Here is a 20523-nt window from a genome sequence, read left to right on the forward strand (position 1 = left end):
GAAGCAAACTACTTCAATCCGAGCCGGTGCATCAAATCGTAAAGCGTGGGCCGACTCACCCCTAGCAATTCAGCCGCCTTGACCATATTCCCATTGACGCGGCCCAAGGCCGCAGTAATTGCCCGTTTGTCCGCGTTGTCACGAATGACGCGCAAGTCCAGTGAATCATCAGCTTCATCCGGCACCGTGCTTTTCAAACCCACATCTTTACTGGAAATCTGGCTGCCTTCTGCCATGATGGTCGCACGTTTGATGCAGTTTTCCAGTTCCCGGATGTTGCCCGGCCACGGGTGCTGCTCAATCGCCCGGACGGCATCTTCGCAGAGCGTCATCAAGGATCGATTCTGTTCCTGTGCAAAGCGTCGCACGAACGCGTGCGCCAGCAGCGCCGCATCTCCGACACGGGCACGTAGTGGCGGAATATTGACGACGATTTCCGCCAGTCGGTAATACAAATCTTCGCGGAACGGGGCATTCTTGCTCAGCGCGCTCAAATCCTGATGGGTGGCACAGACGATTCGCACATCCACCGGAATTTCCTGCCGCCCCCCCACGCGCTCGATCTTTCTTTCTTGCAAAAATCGCAGCAGTTTGGCCTGCAACTGAAAAGGCAAGTCGCCAATCTCGTCAAGCATCAGCGTACCGCCATCGGCCATTTCGATCTTACCCAGCGTCAGTTTCGACGCGCCGGTAAACGCACCTTTTTCGAACCCGAACAATTCGCTTTCCAGGAGATTTTCCGGGATAGCGGCACAGTTGATGGCAACAAATTTTTCTGCTCTTCGGGGTGACGACTGGTGCAGACCGCGTGCCAGCAGTTCTTTTCCCGTGCCGCTTTCGCCCAGCAACATGACCGTGGCATTGCTGCTCGCCACTTTTTCAATCGTGCGGCAGATGCGTAGCATTTCGGGGTCGCGCGTCATTAGCCCCGACAGGGCATCGGGTTGATGCATTGACTGCAAACGCCGATTTTCGCTTTGCAACTCAAACAGCCTGAAGGCTCGTTCAACAGTCAGGTTGAGCAACTCGGGTTCGAACGGTTTTGCGAAAAAATCATAGGCACCCATGGCAACGGCACGTAAGGCATTGGCCTGGTCGTTTTGCCCGGTCAGAACAATCACCTTGATGTCCGGATCAAAAGCTAAAATTTGCTCGAGCAGCCTGAACCCTTCAGACACCGAGTCCGCATCCGGCGGCAGTCCCAGGTCCATGGTAATAACGGCGGGCGTACTTTTACGCAATTGCGACAACGCACTTTCCCGGTCATGCGCGGTCACCGAGTCAAAGCGGTCGAGCGACCACTTGATTTGCTTTTGCAGAGCCAGGTCGTCTTCCACAATCAGCAACGAACGTGTTTTTTCAGATTTCATGAGAGCTCCAGCGAGTGAAGGTCTGATTCTTTCTGCTTTTCAAAGAGAGGCAGGAGCATTGTGACCGTGGTACCTTGCCCCAATTCGCTAGACACGTCAATGCGCCCACCTAATTCCTGCACATACTGGAAGCTTTCATAAGCACCAATGCCCATACCGGCCTGTTTGGTGGTCTGAAACGGCTTGAACAAGTGATCCCGAATGAAATCCTGGGACATGCCTTTTCCAGTATCCCCCACCACAATCCTCGCCTGACCGTTCAAGCGATCAAGACAGACCCAAACGCGCCCGCCCGATTCGGTGGCATCAAAAGCATTTTGCACAACATGTCCTATGACGCGCTCCAATCGTTCTTCATGACCACGGGTCACGACCGGCTCCGACGACTGAACCTCAAGCTTTCTGCCGCGCCCGGCCGCCACCGCCTCAATACGCTGAATGATTGTGCCCAGGTTCACCCCGAAGGCCGTCCCGGGTGTGGCCCCCTTGTGCAACTGGAGCATCAACTGCCGCATTCGGTCTAGTGAATTCTCAACCGTTATCAGCATATCTTGCTGAAACTCAGGGTTGTGACTCAATCGTTTGGCGTTTTTCATCATCAACGAGAGTTGCGTCACAATGTTTTTCAGATCGTGCACCACAAAGGCCGACATGCGATTGAATGCGTCAAACTTGCGCACCTCCAGCAGCGCTTCTGTGGCCTGCATCTGGGCCAAAAAGCTGGCCGCCTGCTGACCTGCTGTTTTCAGCAGATCATTGACCTCCCAGTTCACGTCGATGCGCGTACGCGGGCTGGCCAAAATACAAAAACCAATCAGCTCTTTCCCCACCATGAGCGGCACGACCAGCCATGCTTGGGCCAGCTCCTGCAGCCAGGTCGGTAGCTTCAATTCGCCGTAGCGCTGGGAATGAGATCGGTACTCCTCCAAGTTGATCACCCAGCCGCTGGTTATCATGAATTGGCAAAATGGCGAGTTGCCTTCTTCCTTTTCCAGCGTTTGCGGCAGATTCCAGCGTGCCGTTTGACTGAACGCCGCCTCGCCCATCGCCTTCATCCACAGCCCCCCCGCTGGACTCTCCAGCATGCCTGCCAGACCGCGAATCACCTGCTGCCCCATTTCCTGCGGAGTATTGTTCGCCGACAGGGTGTGCGTAAACTTCAACCATTCCTCGCGGTAGTCAAAGCGGTAGCGAAAAAAATGCTTGCCTAAAAATACCCGCAACTTGGCACGCACGGTTCCCGACAGTCCCAGGACCAGCAGGATCACAAGGGCAAAAAATACCAGTCCCAATTGGAGTGCACGCCCCCACTCGCCTCCATAGTAGCGAACGTAGTAGCCCACACTCGATATGAATATCAGATACAGGCCGGCCATCAGCAGCGTGGCGGTTTGAAACGCTGCTTTGGGAGATATATGAATTTTTGAAATCCAGTCGCTGCGCCGCGACATTGACAACAACAACAACGGCACGACTAAAGTATGTACAGTACCTCGTATGCTAAGGGCGTCTGCGTCCAGGCGATTGAATAAAACGGCCTCCGAGAACACATACAAGTCGAACACAAACGCGCTGAACAGACCAAGACACAAGGGCTTGATGTTCCAGCGCGAATCTTCGGTCACATTACGGAACACCTGCTCAAGCAAGACCAGGCCAAAGACCGCCGAGGCCATTGCGCTGAAAAGAATCGATCTTGAGGCCTGTCCGAAAACGCTGATGCGCAATGCGCCTAAGGTCTGCGCCAGGAGTCCGAAGAAGACCACAGCGACTGCAAGCGGCGTTATCCACGTCATGCCGACCGGTCTGTCTGGAGCACCATTTGAGCGAAGCAGGATCAACAAAAATGCATACCAACAACCGTACCTGAGCAGGTCGGACACGGTGCTGAACAACAAGAACAGCGGTATTCCCGTCAACAAAAACGCCAGCCCAGTCCATCCCCAAAGGGCGCTCAATGTCACTGCCGCAATGACCGTTGTTTTGGACCGCTCGCGCACTGAGCGCAAATAGCCGAGATGAATCAGCCGAAGCACAAAAGCAGAATAGGACAAGCCCACCAAGCCATAGCCCCACGCCGCCAATACAAGGGTGCCGCTATCGTTTTGCATGGCTCAAAAATTGAGGCACCGCAGCACCGTCAAAACCATAGTGGTGAGCAGCTCATTGCGAGCCCTTGCACATCAGGACAACACCCACGGTTTCAAAGAGAACGACAAAATCAAGAAGCAAACTGTTATTTTTTACATAGTAAAGGTCGTACTGGAGTTTTTCAGCTGAGTCTTCGATAGAGGCTCCATAGTGGTACCGTACCTGTGCCCACCCGGTTACGCCTGGTTTGACACTGTGGCGTACCGCGTAATACGGCATCTCTTTGATCAGTCTGGCCACAAAATAAGGTCGTTCCGGACGCGGTCCCACCAGACTCATATGGCCGATGAGCACACTGAACAGCTGCGGCAACTCATCAATGCGCAGCCTTCGTATCACGCGGCCGACCCGCGTGACCCGGTCGTCAGTCGCCGAAGCCCAACGGGGTTGGCCGTCTTTCTCGGCATCGGTGCGCATGCTGCGAAATTTGATCAGGTAGAAAAGTCGCCCGTTAAGACCAACACGTTGCTGCACGTAAAAAATTGGGCCACTGCTCTCCATCAAAATCAAAATGCCAGTTACCAGCATGATGGGCAATGTCAGCAGAATCAACAGCGTCCCCCACACAATGTCGAAGAGCCGCTTGCTCATGGTGCGCACCAAGCCTTGGTTAAATCCCTCGCCAAAAATGAGCCACCCTGCATACACTGCGTCAAGCCTGATCTGACCCAAGGCTATTTCAAAGTAGGTGGCGATGTCGACCACTTGAACACCCTGCACTTTGCAATCGAGCAATTCACGCAGAGGCATACTGCCACCACGACGCTCCGACAAGGCGACCACGATCTGATCGACCTGATGCTCCCGCACAATTTCAGTGAGGGACTTTTCGGTTGACAACAGCGCCCATGCGGAGACCTCCTTAACGTCCTCATTGGGGCCGGCGTAATACCCCACCAGATCCGCGCCGGGACCTGCCTTTTTCAGTGCTACGCCAACCAGCTTGGCACGTTTACCCGCGCCAAATACCAATACACGCGGACGCTTTGTGTGGGTTACATGCACCCGGTTAACCAGCATCAGAGCCCCTGCAGCCACCAGCGCCAGCACAAAAGACCTCTCATCGTCCAGATGGCGAGGTGAAAGATGAACAATTACGTAGGCTAAGGGAAACGAAATACACAAGGAGAGAACCGCGCGGGCACTGGTTTGCCCCACTGTACGGCTATGCACTCGGCCATAAAGCCCAAGACCGGAATTGATAATCAGCATGCCGACAGCGAACAAGAGTGCCGGGATCAAAACGATAGATGCGACTGAAGCTGAAGCCGGATTCTCCATCTGGAGAAGGATGGCTGCCGTCGTGGCAAACACCACCAGGCCAAGATCAAAGAAAATCTGTAAAAGCGTCAGCCTGTAAAAGTAATGACTGAATATTTTTATCACGTTAAACCTTAGGTCTCACGATAAAAACCAAGTAAATACTGCGCACAAGCACCCGTCACCTATGCCCATCATGCTGCCGATAAGCTCAGCGAAAGTCAAAAGGTAAATGCTGATTTACAGTTAGAGTTAACTGCAGAGTTACGGGTAACGCCTAGATGGTTAACGCCTAGATAAGACTTTCATGCTATACGCCATTTATTGCATAGATGGAGGGGTGAAAGACGAATAATGACGTAGGATAAAGACAACAAATCATTACAAACGTTTCAGTAACAATCAAGTTCTTACGTCGTTTGAATAGAATAAAGTATCAAGAAGTAATACAGGAAAGCCACTCTGGGCACATCCATGAAGCTGCTAACCAGCCCCACCAACAAGGCCGCAAACACAGAAGCCGTAAGGTAAGGGGACAATGGCAGCGACCGGGCACGGCCAATCACCAGATGCCAAAGCGCATAGGTCACCAGCGCAGCCAGAAGCAGCAAACCGGCCAGCCCCCGCTCGACCAGCACTTCAAGAAACAGGTTGTCCATATGCCAGGGTACAAAATAGGACAGTGCGGCGGGGAACCAGTGCGTCAACCCCTTGGAGAATTCGCCATTCTCTAGCAACTCCTCCCGATGCGGCCCGATCAACCGCAAATTGTCGAAATCCGCGACCCCTCCGGCGTTACCGACCGACAGCGAGAAAATGCCCAGGCGTGGCGTATGCCACGCCCCGCCCGCCAAAACCGGACCTACCAGCGGCAGCGTAAGCGCTTGCCATGCGGTCTTGCCCGGCAAAACGCGAACGAATGCCGACTGGCAACCCCCGTCATGCAGCAAATGTCTTTCGCACAGTTCGAGGTGAACATCGGTTTCCTTTTGAACCCGAACTTCCAGATTGACGAAGTGCGGACCCTTTGAAACCTGACTCACCCGCTGCGTCAAAGCATACAGTCCGCCCAGTTCTTCCACCGTGCCGGGGCCGCGCACGGTCACAAAACCGTTGGCTACCGCGCCTGGTTCCTGTTCATAGCGCATCTTCGCATCACCCGAAAATTCGCCTTGCGGACCCTGAGCTGCATAGTTTGCGGGAAAGCGCCCAAGGCCCTTACCCAGCACCCAGTCGATGGGGCCATCCAGCAGGTCAAGGCCGCGCTGCCAGTGCTCAAGGCGGCTAGCCAAGTCACGGCTTGTACTGGCCAGGCGCTCGGTCATGAACGAACCTCCGCCCACTACAGCCACCACCTCGGCAACCAGTGCCAGCGACAGCATCAGTCCTGCCTTCGCGCGCCAGCCCTCGGGCCCGTGGCGTCGCCAGACGCGGCCCAAAAATTCCCGTGCTTTGAAATCAGTCTTTTGCGACCGCAACAACATGCCCAGCAGTACCAAAGATCCCGCAACGGCAAGGTAGACGCCACGGGAAAACGTGGTCAGGCAGGCATAGCCCGTCAGCAAAGCCAGTGCAGCAGCGGCTGCCCAAGCCAGGGGGCGACGGGCAGAGACGACGGCCCACACAACAAAAGGCGTGGTCAAAACCAGGTAAGCGTCAATCGCCGCGCCCCCCACATGCATCTCCCAAAACAGGGAGGCCGTGCGGTAGTGCGTCGAAAAATTCGTTAACCCGGGAAATGCTGCACGCTCCCACACCACTGCCAGCGTGACCACTGTCAACCCCGCCACGATGCCGGTGGCCAGCCGCTGACCCGCAAGCCCCCTGGAGTGGGCAAGTTCATGTTGCAGCAAGGGAGTAAAAAGCAGCGCGAAGCCCAGACTCTTGAACACGCGCAAGCTGTTCAACGAGTCGGTATAGCCGGCGAACCAGTCAAAGGAAAAGCCACCGGCGTCCGCCAATCCGCGGTAAAAAGCCAACAGGCCCGTACCAGCCAGCGAAGCCATCAGCCCCCAAAAAACGACAGGCATTCTTGCGTCGGTGCCTGATCGGGAAGAGCAGGCCAAACGGCTATAGCCGCCTGCCAGGGCCCCCAGCAACAAGATGTCGAACTCATCAAAGACGAGCCACCCCGTCCACGGAGAGAAATTCAGAAACGGCAGGCAGGCGGGCAGCACAAAGAGCCATACGCCCGGCCGCCAGGCCGTCGTTGCGCACCATAGCCAGAAGAACACCAGCGCCGCCATTGGCCACAGGGGATGGCGCAAGGCCAGTACCGACCCTGCAAACAAGCCACCCAAAGCCGCGAGCAGCCAGGCGGGGTTCTTTAGTGGTCCGCCCCTAAACAAGAACCTCAACACAAGCCGGATGCCCCAAAAACCCCTGCGGACTGGCGCTTGCGCCATAAGCGCCCGACTGGAACACCACCACCAGATCGCCCACTTGTGCCGGGGCTAAACTCATGCGATCGGCCAGCAGGTCTAGGGGGGTACACAGGGGCCCGACAACAGAAGCGGTCTCTTTTTCCAGCGCATCAGCCTTGTTGCCAATCGTGACGGGATAGTTCTTGCGAACCACTTGCCCAAAATTGCCTGACGCGGACAAGTGGTGATGCAGCCCGCCGTCAGTCACCAGGAACACCTGCCCGCGTGATGTCTTGCGGTCGACAACACGGGCCACATAAACACCGGCCTCACCCACCAGGTATCGGCCCAGCTCGATGACAAACGAGGCAGCGGGCAGCTCGGTCTGGGCCCGCTGGGCGAGTCGGGCCAGGTTGTCGCCAATAGGTGCCAGATCCAGCCTTTGCTCACCCGGAAAGTAGGGAATCCCAAAGCCACCCCCCAAATTCAAAAAGCGCACCGGCGCGGGCGCATGCTGTGCCAGCCGCAGCGCCAACTCGTAAGAGTTTTGCTGCGCTTCACAAATGGACTCTGAGTGCAAATTCTGCGAACCGGCAAATAAATGAAAGCCTTCAAAGGCTAGCCCTGCCCGGCCGATATCGGCCAGCAGAACAGGTATCTGCTCCACATCCACGCCAAACTGCTTGGGGCCGCCTCCCATTTTCATGCCCGAACTTTTGAGTTCAAAATCCGGGTTAACCCGCACCGCCACACGGGCCGGCAGGCCCAGCTCGCTGGAAATCGCCGCCAGTGCCACCACTTCGCGAAATGATTCAAGGTTAATCAGCACGCGCGACGCCACTGCCTGGCGCAACTCGGCGTCACGCTTGCCGGGACCGGCAAAGCTGATGTCCTGCGGGTTGGCCCCGGCATCCATTGCCACCCGCAACTCGCCCGCAGACGCCACATCAATGCCGTCCACCAACCCGGCCATCAACCCGACCACCGCTGGCATCGGGTTGGCCTTCATCGCGTAGTGCAGCTTGACCTCCTGAGGTAGCACGTGGCGCAGCGCTGCCACCCGTGCGCGCACCAACGAGCGGTCGTAGGCGTAAAAAGGCGTTTGCCCCACCCGCGCAGCGAGCACTGACAAGCGCTCGCCACCGATTACCAGTTCCCCGTCGCTAACGTGAAATTGATTCATGGGGGCATGTACGGGCAACTGATGTTCAGTGACTGACATAAATTTTCTTCCGTTTTTAATTGCAGGTCGGGGTGCGCTCAAGCGGAATCGGAATGCCGCTGAACCCACTCGGCTGACAACAATTTTCGGTCGATCTTGCCATTGGGATTACGCGGCAGCGGCCCGGCGACCATTTCAATGCCCGCAGGCACCATGTACGCGGGCAGCCGTGCGCGGCATTCAGATATCAAGGCATTCATATCTGTAGCCCCCGCCGAACCTGCGGGAGTAGCTATCACATGTATAGCCTGACCCAGGCTTGGATGATCCACGCCAAAGGCCACGCACTCGCCCACCAGTTGGGTCGCGTACAAAATTTCCTCCACCTCGGTGGGGCTCACCCGGTAACCCGATGTTTTTATCATCTCATCGCGTCGGCCAATAAAATACAAAAACCCTTCGGCGTCCATACGGACCGTGTCACCCGAAAAAACTGCGTATTCGGGCAACTGCAGGCCCGGCTCTCGTCCGGGCGCGTCGCAAGCCAACAACTTGTAGCGCTCAGCCGTCTTTTCGGCATCGTTCCAGTAACCCATACCCACCAGGGCACCGCGGTGCACCAGTTCGCCAGGCTCCTCGGGGCTGCAGGGTGAACCATCTTCCCGCAGCACCAGGATTTCGGCATTTGGAATGGCTTTGCCGATCGAGTCAGGTCGCCGGTCCACCTCGCTTGGCGGCAGGTAGGTGGAGCGAAAAGCCTCAGTCAATCCGTACATCAGGAAGGGGCTGGCTTGGGGCGCCCGCTGGCGCAGCAGGTTCAGCGTTTCGCGCGGCATGCGTCCACCGGTGTTGGCGAAATAGCGCAAGTTCTGGTTGATGGCCGCAGGCCATTCCAGCTGCGCCAGCTGGATGTACAAAGGCGGCACGGCGGTCAGGCCGGTCACTTTTTCCCGGTCCATCGCCTTGAGCACATCGCGCGGCATCAGGTAGTTCAGCAACACCACCCGCGCACCCGAATGAAATGCTGTGGTCAGCTGACTGAACCCCGCATCAAAAGACAAAGGCAGTGCCGCCAGCAGTGTGTCTTGCGCGTTGTTCTCAAGGTATGACGCCACACTTTTGGCGCCCGCCACCATATTGCGATGCGATAGCACCACCCCTTTGGGTTTTCCGGTACTGCCCGAGGTGTAAAGAATGGCGGCCATGTCGGTATCAATGACCCGGTGTCCGGGCCTGGGCGCGCTGCGGAGCAAGTCACTCCAGTGAGTGAGCTCCCAAGGCCTTGCGACGCTCTCTGTCACGCTTTTGTTCATGCTCTCGCCCGCCTGGTCCGGGTTCGCCACCGAATCGGTTACCACCACATGCCGCAAGTCATGGCATCCGGGCAGAAGGTCTCGCATCAAGGTGAGACGCTCAGGCGAAGTCACCAGCACGCGGACATTGCAGTCGCGCAAAATAAAAGCCACCTGCTCCGGTTTGAGCAGGGGATTGACTGGCACAAATACCGCCCCGGCCTCTGGTGCGCCAAAGCTGGCAATGACGGTTTCAAAACGCTTTTCAAGATAAATGGCCACCCGCTCACCGCGCAGCAGCCCCAAACCCACCAAGCCGGCGGCGAACCGGCCGACACCAGCATACAGATCACCATAACTCAACTGTGAGGCGCCACTGGTCAGTGCGATCGCGTGCGGCGAACGCTGCGCAGTCAGGGCTATCAGTTCGGACAAAAGTGTGGATTCGGTCATGGAAATTCAAAAAGCCACGTCAATTGAGAAAACGCAGGTGAACAAAAGACACATCACAACCCACACAAGCTTTTGGAACCTAAAATAATCCGAGCGGGCCGAGTTGGCTTTCAGGGAGCTTTAATTGAACATATTACAAGAAGTGCTTCGTGTAGTTGACGAAGTTCTAGGTTTGAATGGACGCTCGGCTACATTCACCCGCGAGACACCGTTGCTGGGCGCTATTCCCGAGTTGGATTCGATGGCCGTCGTTACGCTCATCACTTCTCTTGAGGAGCAGTTTGGCTTGGTAGTTGACGATGACGACATTGATGGTTCGACCTTTGCCACAGTTGGCTCGCTGTCTGACTTTGTCAGCAGCAAACTGGCCGATTGACGAGCCGTGCCCGTGCGCCCTGAGGCTTTTTTCCTGCCGGTTGAACCGGCTGGCAGCGGTCAACGGTTTTGCCTGTATCACCCCGGTGAAGGCGCTACGACACTCGGCCTGGTTCTTTACATCCACCCCTTTGCCGAGGAAATGAACAAATCCCGCCGCATGGGCGCATTGCAGGCACGGGCACTGGCTCAAGCAGGATTTTCGGTGCTGCAGATCGACCTGTCAGGTTGTGGCGACAGCTCCGGGGATTTCGGCGATGCCACCTGGCAGAGCTGGCTGAACGACGTGGTGCAAGCTAGCCTTTGGCTGCGCAGCCGCGCTAATGCGCAAAGCGCTGGCCTGAGCAAAACACCGCTCTGGTTGTGGGGTCTGCGCGCCGGGTGCCTGGTGGCAGTGGAAGCAGCCAGACATCTGAATGAGCCTTGTAACTTTCTTTTTTGGCAGCCGCCCTCTGCCGGCAAACCGCTGCTGCAACAGTTTTTGCGCCTTAAAGTCGCTGGCGACATGTTGGGCGGACAAGCAAAAGGCGCCATGGAAGCCCTGCGCCGGCAGTTGGCAGAAGGCTCACCCGTTGAAATTGCCGGATATGAGCTCTCGGCCGGGCTGGCCGCCGGGCTTGAGCATGCCGCCCTTGTGCCGCCAGCCAATAAGGCCGATGTACCTCGCCTGGAATGGTTTGAACTATCCAGCCGCGAAGACGCCAGCTTGAGCCCTGCGTCAACCAAAACACTCGAACAGTGGCGGCAGGCAGGCTTTGAAGTACGCAGCCACGTAGTGCATGGCCCCCCCTTCTGGCAAACCACTGAAATTGAAGAAGCCCCCGGATTGATTGCAGTGACCACGGCCGCGCTTGCCCACATGTCCGCCGTACCCGCATGAACTACACCGAAGAGACAACCCTCTTTGCCTGCGCGGGCGACACGCTGTTGGGCATTCTGGCCAGACCAGAAACACCTGCCGAGACCGGCGTCATCGTGATTGTGGGTGGCCCGCAGTACCGGGTCGGTAGCCACCGGCAGTTTGTGCTTTTGTCTCGCGCGCTGGCAGCCGCCGGCTACGCAGTGCTGCGGTTTGACCACCGGGGCATGGGCGACAGCGAAGGCCGGCAACGAGATTTCGAAACCGTGAGCGCCGACATTGCCTCCGCAATTGACGCGCTGCAGGCACGCATACCCTCTGTCAAACAAGTGGCCCTGTGGGGCCTGTGTGACGGCGCATCAGCCGCCCTGCTTTACTGCCATGAAACCCATGACCAGCGGGTGAGTGGCTTGTGTTTGCTAAACCCGTGGGTTCGGTCCGAGGCCAGTTTGGCACGCACCCAGGTCAAGCACTATTACACCCGGCGTTTGACGCAAAAAGAGTTTTGGTTCAAGCTGTTAAGCGGCAAGGTAGCGGCAAGCGCAGCCAGCGGGTTGATAAGCAATCTCAAGGCCGCATTCTCAGGGCAAATACCTCCGGTGAGTGGCAAAAATAACCCATCATTTCAGCAGCGAATGGCTATGGCCTGGCGTAAATTAAATGGGAATATTCTTCTCGTCTTAAGCGGCGAAGATTACACTGCAAAAGAATTCCTGGAGCATGTAAGCGCTGACGCTGCCTGGTCGGGCATGCTGGGACATGTATGGGTAAGCCGTCATGATCTCCCTGCCTCAGACCACACGTTTTCAAGCTCGATATCGCGTACCCGTGTTGCAGAGCTGACCGTCCGGTGGCTTGACAAGCTGGTTGTGCCGAGCAAGCAATGAAACGACTCATCAAATTAGACTGAATCAGGGAATTTCCATGAAACTCGAAGTCTCTGTGGATATAGTCAACAAAACCGTTCCACTGAAACTTATGGGGACGCTAATCGTTGCATTAGTAGTTCTTTTAGGCAATTCCGCAGCGTTTGCACAATCAACCTGCGGGCCATTGCGGGCCCAGGGCCAGTACGGTCCCTATGACTACCGCACGGATCGGGACAAGCTCCCCATCGTACTGGATAATCATTTCACCGCAGAGGTTGAAGCTTTAGTACGTGGAAAAACGGGCACCACTCCAGGCGGCGATATAGATTACACGCTCAGGGCCATCCCGAACAATCATCGGGCGCTCTTGGCGATGATGCGACTGGGTGAAAAGGAAAAAACCCCCCAACCCAGCGGCTCTCGCTACACCATTGAGTGCTGGTTTGAACGGGCTGTGCGTTTCAGTCCGGACGACACCATTGTTCGCATGATTTATTCGAGATACCTTAACAGCAAGGGGCGCATTCCAGAGGCCACCAAGCAACTGGAAATCGCGACAAACTACGCCAAAGACAGTGCATTTACCCACTACAACATCGGGCTGCATTACTTTGACCAGAAAAACTACGACAAGGCACTTGTCCAGGCGCACAAAGCAATTGAACTCGGCTTCCCCCAGACAATTTTGCGCGACAAATTACAGAGTGTTGGGAAATGGGCCGAGCCGGCAGAGTTGCCGATCACCACGATCATCAACAACGCACCTGCGGAACAAACCGAGTAATTTATTGGCTCGGGTCTACCTCACCGGCATTGAGGCTTGAAAGTCCGATGACTTTGGAAACCTCAAGACTTTGATGGCACTTTGGGCCCTACGTGTAGCGCTGGCCGGCCGCCAAACGCAACGAATGGCCGTTGGCTGGACAGCATCCACTGGAACGGTCCCATACACAGAAATAGTGCCCACCCACATTCTTGCGCCCCCAAGCTGCGATGCGATGCGTTAGAGCGTTGGTTAAACGCATTTATTCTACTTACAGTATGAGATATGCCTTGGGGCTTGAGTAATGCATCAAAAGCGTCCCATTGCTTGGCAAAAAGAAAACCTAATCTTTCCGACTCTGTTACGAAAACGTCAAAGTCCCACACGCAGCGGTTATCCCGAGGTAGCAAATAATCGACACGAACTTCATCTTCAGCATAAGCGTTCGGAATAAACCATATGCACCCAACCACGGCATCGTTCTTAGTTGCCAACAGGCATTGGGCCCCTTGAGAAAAGCGTTGACGTATCACAGTCGACGGGCGATCCAGGCTGTTCAAAATGGGGGCGAATTCCGTTAGCAGATGAAATGAGAATTTCCTTCCTCGGGTGGACGGCAGGCGAGGTTGATCAGCCACAGGTTGGGCTACAAAGAAGTAATAATAAAAACCGAATTTACTATTAACACGGCGAAAAAGGCGATTCAGCAAATACAGGAACGTGGTTGACGGGCCCAATTCGCGAACCAAAAGTTTAAAACGGTGCCAGACGACGAGTCTCATTGCATATTAAACATTTCATTCTATCTTGAATTTTCGCCACAATTTCGCCCCTCAACGCTGTTGGGAAGGTCTGCACAACACCCACCAACGCGTGAGTTGAGCGTTATGAGATTCAGATAATAAATCTGCGCGGAACTTTCCCGAATTCCTGGGCAATCTTGCCGTGGTTAGCGGCAATTGCAGGCCTCTATGCGGCGCGCGTTCGTTCACTACAGGCACAACCATCCCTGTACTCCCTGACGGATCCTGCAAGGTGGGCAGCTCGGCTGCGCCAGCGGCCTTGCAGGTCCGTGCGACAGCGCTTCGCGACAGCCCCACCCGCTCGGCAATGCGCTCATAGGTCAGGCGCTGAGCCTGCGCAACGCTACGGTCCGCTCGATTTTGCTGGCGCAGCTGCGCTGCGGACCCAGGGGCCGGGAGCTGCTGCCAGAGAAGCCAGGGCGGCCTTCCTGGAAAGCGACGCTGCCACTTGCGGGCCGTGCGCGTGCTCAAGCCAGCGGCTGCGGCCGCTGGCTTGAGGCCAATCCGATCAATTTCACGAATCAAATTGGCTCGACCTTTGGGCGTAATTGAGGCATTCTTATGGATGTTCATCCGGGGAGTCCTGAAGAAAGTTGGGAGATGTCAGAACCTCCATCTTCCTTCGCCTCGGGTGATCAACCTATTGAAACATCACACCTAGACGATGAATCACCCCATTTGCACGCAAGTTGCATTCAATACACGACGAAAGTTCCTGCACTTCGCGTCGGCACCGCTCGGCTCGCTGTTGCTGGCGGCTTGCGGTCGTGGGGCTGCTGCCGCAGAAACCAAATTGCTACCAGTGCCACGCCCTCCTCTACCGCCTTCAAACGGCCCCTTGCCTGACTGGGTCGCCACCCTGCCGATCTGGCAGTGGCACCAGATTCCCAACACTGCGCTCTCCAGCGTCGATCCTTCCGAACGGCCCCTGGGCATCTCAGGTCCCAGCTCGAAGATTGACGCGTGGTGTGGTGCTTGCCTGAAGCGACGCGGCAGCGTTTATCTGCTCGGCGCGGCTGGGGGGCACGGCGACTACGCGGGTAATGAAGTCAATGCCCTGAAACTGAATGTACCCCGCCCCCGGTGGACTCAGTTGCGTGGCCCGACGCCGAACGCCGACATCATCAACGGCACACAGTTTTACCTCGACCGGCGGCCGTCAGCCACCCACACCTACTACGCAACACAGTTCATTGAGCCCCTGGATCGCATGATGGTGTTTAGCAGCCCCGGAGTGTCGGGGCCGTTTCCACCTGCCCCGAGCAATTTTCCATATGTGGGCGACAAGCGCTCATTCAGCTTCAACGTGGCGACGGGCGATTGGGACGCACCAGACTACGTGGCGCAGTTTCCGGGTACGGGTAGCTACATCGCGGCACTCTGTGTCAAGCACCCTTGGACCGATGATGTGTACTACTCCAAAAGCTATGGTTCCGGCTGGTATCGCTGGGCGAGCGCCACCAACACCTGGACGCGGCTGTCTGATGTAACCAGGGCGGGCTGGTATGCCGGTGCGGCCATCGACCCGCGTCGCAACCGCATACTCCTCGTCGGGGGATCCAGCGCGTCGCCTCCGGAAGTACGCCATCTCGATGGCGCACCAGTCATGATGGCATTTGCCGGGCTGGGGGCCGAGGCCTTGGCGCTGAGCGGCTACCCGGCGGTAATCTACGACGAAACCCTTGACCGCTATTTAGTCGCGTTCAATTCGGGGGCCTCCATCAAAATCTTGCGTGTGCATCCCGAAACCTGGTTTGTCGACGAACCCGCAATGGCAGGCATCGCACCAGCGGCACGAACGAACGGCCTTCAGAACGCAATGCAGTATGTTCCTGAACTCAGGGGCTTGGTGGTTGCAAACAAGCACAATGGCAACGTGTTCTTTGTCCGCACCGCAGCCTGATCCGCTCCATACACCCGGCTAAAACGCATGATTACCGTTGTCATTCCTTACTGCCAAAGATCGCCAGGTATTTTTGCCAAAGCGCTGTCCAGTATTGCAACCCAGCAGGGTTGTTCATTGCCGGTGCATGTGATAGTGGTGGACGACGCATCCCCAGCCCCGGCAGGCCCCGAGCTTGCCGCTGCGGCCCCCATGTGCAGGTTATTGTGCCGCCCAACGGTGGGCCCGGTGCTGCCCGCAACACCGGGCTGGACAACGCGCCACCCGGCACCCGGACATCGCGTTTCTGGATTGCTAAACCAGATGAAGAGCGCCAGTAAATTGGAAAGAGCTAAGCAGCAATCTACAGTATCTTTGAGGTGAGTGAGGATAGGAAGCAGACTTAATTCAAAGTAACGGCGCTCTAACAACTTTCCGGAAACTGTCAGTAAGCCCAGTGCCAGAAAATCACATTATCTTGCCAATCACCCGTTACTATCAAACAACGTTTTTTAGGGAGGCACATGAAACAAGAAAATGGCGTTGAAGAGCATCAACGCTATTACGACGCCTATTGGGCAAATCACGACCAGCGCCTGAACGCTCATGAGATAACTAGGCTAGCAGAAATTCTGCGTGGCATTGCACTGATTACGGAAAACACGGGAAAGACTCCAATGAAAATTTGCGACTTAGGATGTGGTCGCGGCTGGATATCAAACGAGCTGTCAAAGTTCGGGTCCGTTATTGGCGTTGATTTGTCTGAAACGGGAGTAAGCGGTGCTCAAACGCGATGGCCAAATGTCGAGTATCGCGTCGCAGACATCACGAAGTGGCGCCCCGATGAAAAATTCGATCTAGTGGTGTCATCGGAGGTAATTGAACACGTCCCTGATCAACAGGCCTTCTCGCAAACCGTTCGACACTTACTCCGAGACGGCGGGCACATCATCCTCACTACGCCGAATGCGAAAGTAAAAAAGGTGTGGGATGCGGGAGCCCACGGTGCACAGCTGGTGGAGCAATGGCTGTCTTTAAAAGGATTACGAGATCTTTTTCCAGGGCTCACCGTGCTCGATCAACACACCTTCATTTTTGACTTCTCCTATCAGGGGATTTTTCGAGTAACCAGCGCCCCAAAGATTCTGAATGTGTTAAAAAAACTTGGTGTCATTCCTTTGTACGATGCAGCACGAAACATATTCAATATGGGACTTTATCAAATCATGGTTGGGAAGTACCCACCCCCCAAATAGTTCCAGCCCATTTACGAAAAACGCAACCAAATGGATTCCTCGACGAGTGTCTCTGTAATTATTCCCACGATTGCGATCAAGGAAAAGGAGCCACTCTTTCGACGTGCGGTTGAGTCCATCCGACGCTCTTCAACAAAACAGGTCAGGATAATAACTGTCGTAAATGGCGATAGTGCTGACCATGGTATTTGTCAATGGCTGAAGGCCCAGCCGGATATCCACTATGAACGTGTCGCAACACCGTCATTGCCGTTGGCTATTCTTCGTGGTCGGGAACTGGTGCAAACACCGTTTTTTTCTTTTCTCGACGACGATGACGAGTATTTGATCGGTGGGACCGATTTGAAGCTTTCTGCCTTTTCTTCCCACACTGACGCCGATGCAGTTATCACCAGCGGCTTTCGGAACAATGGCGAAATCGACGAGCCGGCGATGGCCTCGATCGAACAAGTTCCCCTTGCGCCCTTGCCCAGCCTTTTCGAGTCCAACTGGCTGAGTAGCTGTAATGCACTTTATCGAAGCTCGTCTTTCCCACCGACGTTCTTCGCTGACTCACATTCCTATGCGGAATGGACATGGCTGGCTTTCAAGCTTGCCTTGGCCGGAAAACAGCTTGTGGCCATCAATCAGCCGACCTTTCGCATTCACGACACCCCGGGCTCGCTCTCAAAATCAGAGTGTTACCACGATGCATACCAGACCCTGTATCAACGCATGCTGGATTTGGATCCGCCACTCGATGTGGCCCGATCTATCCAGATACGGATGAGTTCAGACTGGCACGATCAATCTGTCCGGGCGTTGTCACGCGGCCGAAGGCTAGAAGCGATTGACTACCATTTGCGCAGTTTGATGCTGCCCGGCGGACTCAGATACCTGACATACACCAGACGTCTGGTTCCGCGCTGGCCTACCTCTTGACGACGCGCGGCATGATGACTCCTGCTCAAACTGCTTGCCGCCTGATCTTTGCCCAGACCGCCGTGACCTCCCCCCGCAGCGGATGCTCAACAAGAAAAATCCCCCCCACAAAACCTGCCAGACCGCCTGCGCCGCCCAACACCAGGGGCATCACAAGGCCTTCAGGGTAGGGCCCGTAAATCCATAGTACTAGGGCCGGTCCAATCGCCGCCAGCAAGGCAACCACCGCACTCTTGCGCAAGGTGGGGAGCAGCCCGCGTAATGTCAGGTCAATGTGCCTGTTCGTTGCTCGCAGCCAGAGAGTGGCACTCACCGCTGCGGACGCGATCATGGCGAAACCCAGCGCCATAAGACCTAGCGAAGCACCGAGCGCCACAAACGCCATGCTCTGAATCGCACTGAAAACAGTCACACGAGCAATAGTGGTAACTGCGCCGGATGACAACAGCGCCGTGCTGCACAAAGCAGCTGGCACGCTGAAAAGCATGGCCACTGCCAGCAGACGCGCCAGGTCAACCGACTGGTCCCACTGATTGCCATACAAGGCACGCACTATGGGGTGCGCCAGACAAACGACCGCGAGACAAAACGACCAGCCAAATGCCGTAACGTACGCTGTGGCTTTGAGGAAGGGGTCAACAAAACTGCCTCGTTCGCGTGATTGCCTGGCAAACCAGGGCAGGCACACGGCACCCACCGCATCCACAAAGAGCCTGTGAAACATATTCACCAGACCACTGGAGCGAGAATATAGCCCCGCAGCAGTCAAGTCTTGCAACTTGCCAAGCAAAAGCTCTGGTGCACTACCTGATATGACGTTTACGATGGAACTGGCCGTGAGCTGTGAGCCAAACACCAAGACGCGTTTAATCTCTCCCATGCCGGGTACCCATGGAAAAGACTTTGGCCGAAAGTAAATCGCCATCAGTGCGTTGACCACGGTAGAAGCCAGCGACCCAAAAGCCAGGCTGATGGGGCCATAGTCCTTCCAGGCCAGCCAGATTGACACCAGCGCCCCGCCAAGGCCGGCGCTAAATCGCATTAGCGCAACGCTCTCAAACCGCATTTCCCGCATCAGCCACGCATAGGTGAGCGAGCCAAAGGGATTGATCGCGTAGTTCAAAGCCACCACCAGCATGATGTCGCGCATGCGGGGCTCGTTGTAGAACACCGCTACGGGATTACTGGCCAGCAGCACCACGCAAGCCAGCCCCAGGCCCAAGCCCAATTGCACGGCCCACACGGCCCGGATGTGTTCGGTTGTGAGGTTTTTTTCCTGTATCAGGTACTGGCCTGCACCCATGTCCCGCACGGTCGCCACAAACATCAGGAGCACCATGGTGACCGAAAACACCCCGATCTCAGTAGGCGTCAGCAGGCGTGCAATCACCATGGAAGACGCGACGGCGATCAATAGACTCGCATAGCGATCCAGAAAGGAGAAAAAAAGCGATTTGCGGGTGGACATTTCAGCGCGTGCTTGCTGAAACGCTTTGCGCAGCAGTCATTTGATTCAGCAAAGCTACCAAGGCCTGTGAACGCCCGCGCCGCGAGGCCTGTTGCACAGCCAGTATTTGCGGCAGCACCGCCCTGCCCTCGCGCAATTTACGCACCAGCGCAGGCAACAAAAGCGCAATTTCATCCGCCGAATCAAGACGCGCTATGTCATTTAACCCCGCCCCCCTCAGAACGCCAGCGGTATCGCCCTCCGGGTCTGTCAGACCCAGCATGGGTTTTCCAGCCCGCAGGTATTCGTAAATCTTCGCCGGAATCTGGGCATTGCAGTTGCTGGCCTGCATAACCAGCAGGGCATCAACCGCCAGCATTTCGGCCAGTGCCTCGCGGTAAGAAATAGCGGGACACAGCTCAATAAAATCTTGCGCACCGTGGGTTTGGGCCAAACTTCGCAACAGGTCCTCATGCACCGACGCGCGAAAACGGATGCGCAGGTCAGCCGGGCTCAGCGTGCCCTCCTTTTGCAGGTGGCCAAGTGCCGCAAACAGTTGAGTTGGGTCACGCTCTGATGGGTAAACGATACCACTGTGCAGCATGACCAACGGGCGCTCGCAAGGGGCAGCGGCGCTGTGACTCTGGGGCGATAACCCTGGCTGCACTGCAGCAGACGCAAAGCTCTCTTCGTCATAGCCGTTCTCCAGCACCACCATACGGTCAGCTGTAGAAGGAAAGCGCTGCTGATACATGCGTGCCGCGCCGGGCGTTGTAAAAACGCAGTAGCTTGCGTGCTCTGCAGCGCTTGCTTCAATGTCTTTGTAACACTGCCATGTAAGCGGGTCCGCCGGGTAACCTTCTTGCGCCATCGGGTCACGAAAATCAGCCACCCATGGAATGCCCCTCTTGCGGTGTAGTTCGGAGGCAATGACGTGCGCGGTAGCGATGGGGTAAGTGGACCAGATGACATCGGGCTTGAACTCATCAATCAGCTTGAGCCCCTGACGGATAGCGGCAAACTTCCAGCTGATCCAGCGATCTGGGCGGGCCATCCAGCCCAGGTAGCGCCCCCTGAGTTGCAGGTGGCGGGCGGTATCCAGCGCAAAGGCGCGCCGCACCACTGTGCCAGGTGGCACATCGGTCAGTAAATCGTCACTGGTTTTTTCATAGGCGCGAGGGTCTGCACTCAACACCAGGGGTTGCCATCCCAACGATGGCAAATGCTGCACGAACCGCAATGTTCGTTGGATGCCACTACTGCCTGCCAGAGGCGGGAAGTGGTAGGCAATCATCAA

General features: G+C 56.1%; 16 protein-coding genes and 1 pseudogene. 7 read left to right on the plus strand and 10 right to left on the minus strand.

What is annotated here, in order from left to right:
• Window positions 1–8: 8 nt before the first annotated feature.
• From prsR to AC1DS5_RS19815, 6 genes are all read right to left on the minus strand, one after another.
• Complete coding sequence (gene prsR / locus AC1DS5_RS19790; protein WP_477719965.1) at window positions 9–1370, minus strand: PEP-CTERM-box response regulator transcription factor; 1362 nt, start codon at window positions 1368–1370, stop codon at window positions 9–11.
• Entirely contained in the window at window positions 1367–3481 is a 2115-nt protein-coding gene (gene prsK, locus AC1DS5_RS19795) for an XrtA/PEP-CTERM system histidine kinase PrsK (protein ID WP_477719966.1), read from the minus strand. Before prsK ends, prsR begins: the two co-directional genes overlap by 4 nt.
• 52 nt (window positions 3482–3533) lie before the next feature.
• Entirely contained in the window at window positions 3534–4907 is a 1374-nt protein-coding gene (locus AC1DS5_RS19800; RefSeq protein WP_477719967.1) for a TIGR03013 family XrtA/PEP-CTERM system glycosyltransferase, read from the minus strand.
• A 284-nt stretch (window positions 4908–5191) separates the two neighbouring features.
• Window positions 5192–7048, minus strand: coding sequence for an O-antigen ligase family protein (locus AC1DS5_RS19805; protein WP_477719968.1), 1857 nt, complete (start codon window positions 7046–7048; stop codon window positions 5192–5194).
• 73 nt (window positions 7049–7121) lie between these two features.
• Window positions 7122–8327: a pyridoxal-dependent decarboxylase, exosortase A system-associated gene (locus AC1DS5_RS19810; RefSeq protein WP_477719969.1), complete on the minus strand. Its 1206-nt coding sequence runs from the start codon at window positions 8325–8327 to the stop codon at window positions 7122–7124.
• 77 nt (window positions 8328–8404) lie between these two features.
• A complete protein-coding gene (locus tag AC1DS5_RS19815) occupies window positions 8405–10051 on the minus strand; it encodes an acyl-CoA ligase (AMP-forming), exosortase A system-associated (protein WP_477719970.1) in 1647 nt (548 codons plus the stop codon).
• Between the two features lie 124 nt (window positions 10052–10175).
• Between AC1DS5_RS19815 and AC1DS5_RS19820 the strand changes: the two genes are divergently transcribed.
• From AC1DS5_RS19820 to AC1DS5_RS19835, 4 genes are read left to right on the plus strand one after another with little or no spacing between them, the layout of a single operon-like run.
• The gene (locus AC1DS5_RS19820) at window positions 10176–10427 is read left to right on the plus strand and encodes an acyl carrier protein (RefSeq protein ID WP_477719971.1); all 252 of its coding nucleotides are present in this window, start codon (window positions 10176–10178) and stop codon (window positions 10425–10427) included.
• Between the two features lie 12 nt (window positions 10428–10439).
• The gene (locus tag AC1DS5_RS19825) at window positions 10440–11306 is read left to right on the plus strand and encodes a hydrolase 2, exosortase A system-associated (RefSeq protein WP_477719972.1); all 867 of its coding nucleotides are present in this window, start codon (window positions 10440–10442) and stop codon (window positions 11304–11306) included.
• The gene (locus tag AC1DS5_RS19830) at window positions 11303–12172 is read left to right on the plus strand and encodes a hydrolase 1, exosortase A system-associated (protein ID WP_477719973.1); all 870 of its coding nucleotides are present in this window, start codon (window positions 11303–11305) and stop codon (window positions 12170–12172) included. The genes AC1DS5_RS19825 and AC1DS5_RS19830 overlap by 4 nt, the downstream gene beginning before the upstream one ends.
• 37 nt (window positions 12173–12209) lie before the next feature.
• Window positions 12210–12938, plus strand: coding sequence for an ABC transporter permease (locus AC1DS5_RS19835; protein WP_477719974.1), 729 nt, complete (start codon window positions 12210–12212; stop codon window positions 12936–12938).
• Between the two features lie 62 nt (window positions 12939–13000).
• Here the strand turns inward: AC1DS5_RS19835 and AC1DS5_RS19840 are convergent, their stop codons facing one another.
• Window positions 13001–13699, minus strand: coding sequence for a hypothetical protein (locus AC1DS5_RS19840; protein WP_477719975.1), 699 nt, complete (start codon window positions 13697–13699; stop codon window positions 13001–13003).
• A gap of 245 nt (window positions 13700–13944) precedes the next feature.
• Window positions 13945–14293 (minus strand): annotated as a pseudogene (locus AC1DS5_RS19845) (leucine zipper domain-containing protein); the annotation flags it as partial.
• 91 nt (window positions 14294–14384) lie between these two features.
• Here AC1DS5_RS19845 and AC1DS5_RS19850 point away from each other — a divergent pair.
• From AC1DS5_RS19850 to AC1DS5_RS19860, 3 genes are all read left to right on the plus strand, one after another.
• The gene (locus AC1DS5_RS19850) at window positions 14385–15623 is read left to right on the plus strand and encodes a hypothetical protein (RefSeq protein ID WP_477719976.1); all 1239 of its coding nucleotides are present in this window, start codon (window positions 14385–14387) and stop codon (window positions 15621–15623) included.
• A gap of 503 nt (window positions 15624–16126) precedes the next feature.
• Complete coding sequence (locus tag AC1DS5_RS19855) at window positions 16127–16858, plus strand: class I SAM-dependent methyltransferase (RefSeq protein ID WP_477719977.1); 732 nt, start codon at window positions 16127–16129, stop codon at window positions 16856–16858.
• A 30-nt stretch (window positions 16859–16888) separates the two neighbouring features.
• The gene (locus AC1DS5_RS19860) at window positions 16889–17779 is read left to right on the plus strand and encodes a glycosyltransferase family A protein (RefSeq protein ID WP_477719978.1); all 891 of its coding nucleotides are present in this window, start codon (window positions 16889–16891) and stop codon (window positions 17777–17779) included.
• A gap of 25 nt (window positions 17780–17804) precedes the next feature.
• Here AC1DS5_RS19860 and AC1DS5_RS19865 read toward each other — a convergent pair whose 3' ends face one another.
• Entirely contained in the window at window positions 17805–19247 is a 1443-nt protein-coding gene (locus tag AC1DS5_RS19865; RefSeq protein WP_477719979.1) for a lipopolysaccharide biosynthesis protein, read from the minus strand.
• A gap of 1 nt (window position 19248) precedes the next feature.
• The gene (locus AC1DS5_RS19870) at window positions 19249–20520 is read right to left on the minus strand and encodes a glycosyltransferase (RefSeq protein ID WP_477719980.1); all 1272 of its coding nucleotides are present in this window, start codon (window positions 20518–20520) and stop codon (window positions 19249–19251) included.
• Window positions 20521–20523 lie beyond the last annotated feature (3 nt).

Source organism: Polaromonas sp. P4_H1 (assembly GCF_056400945.1).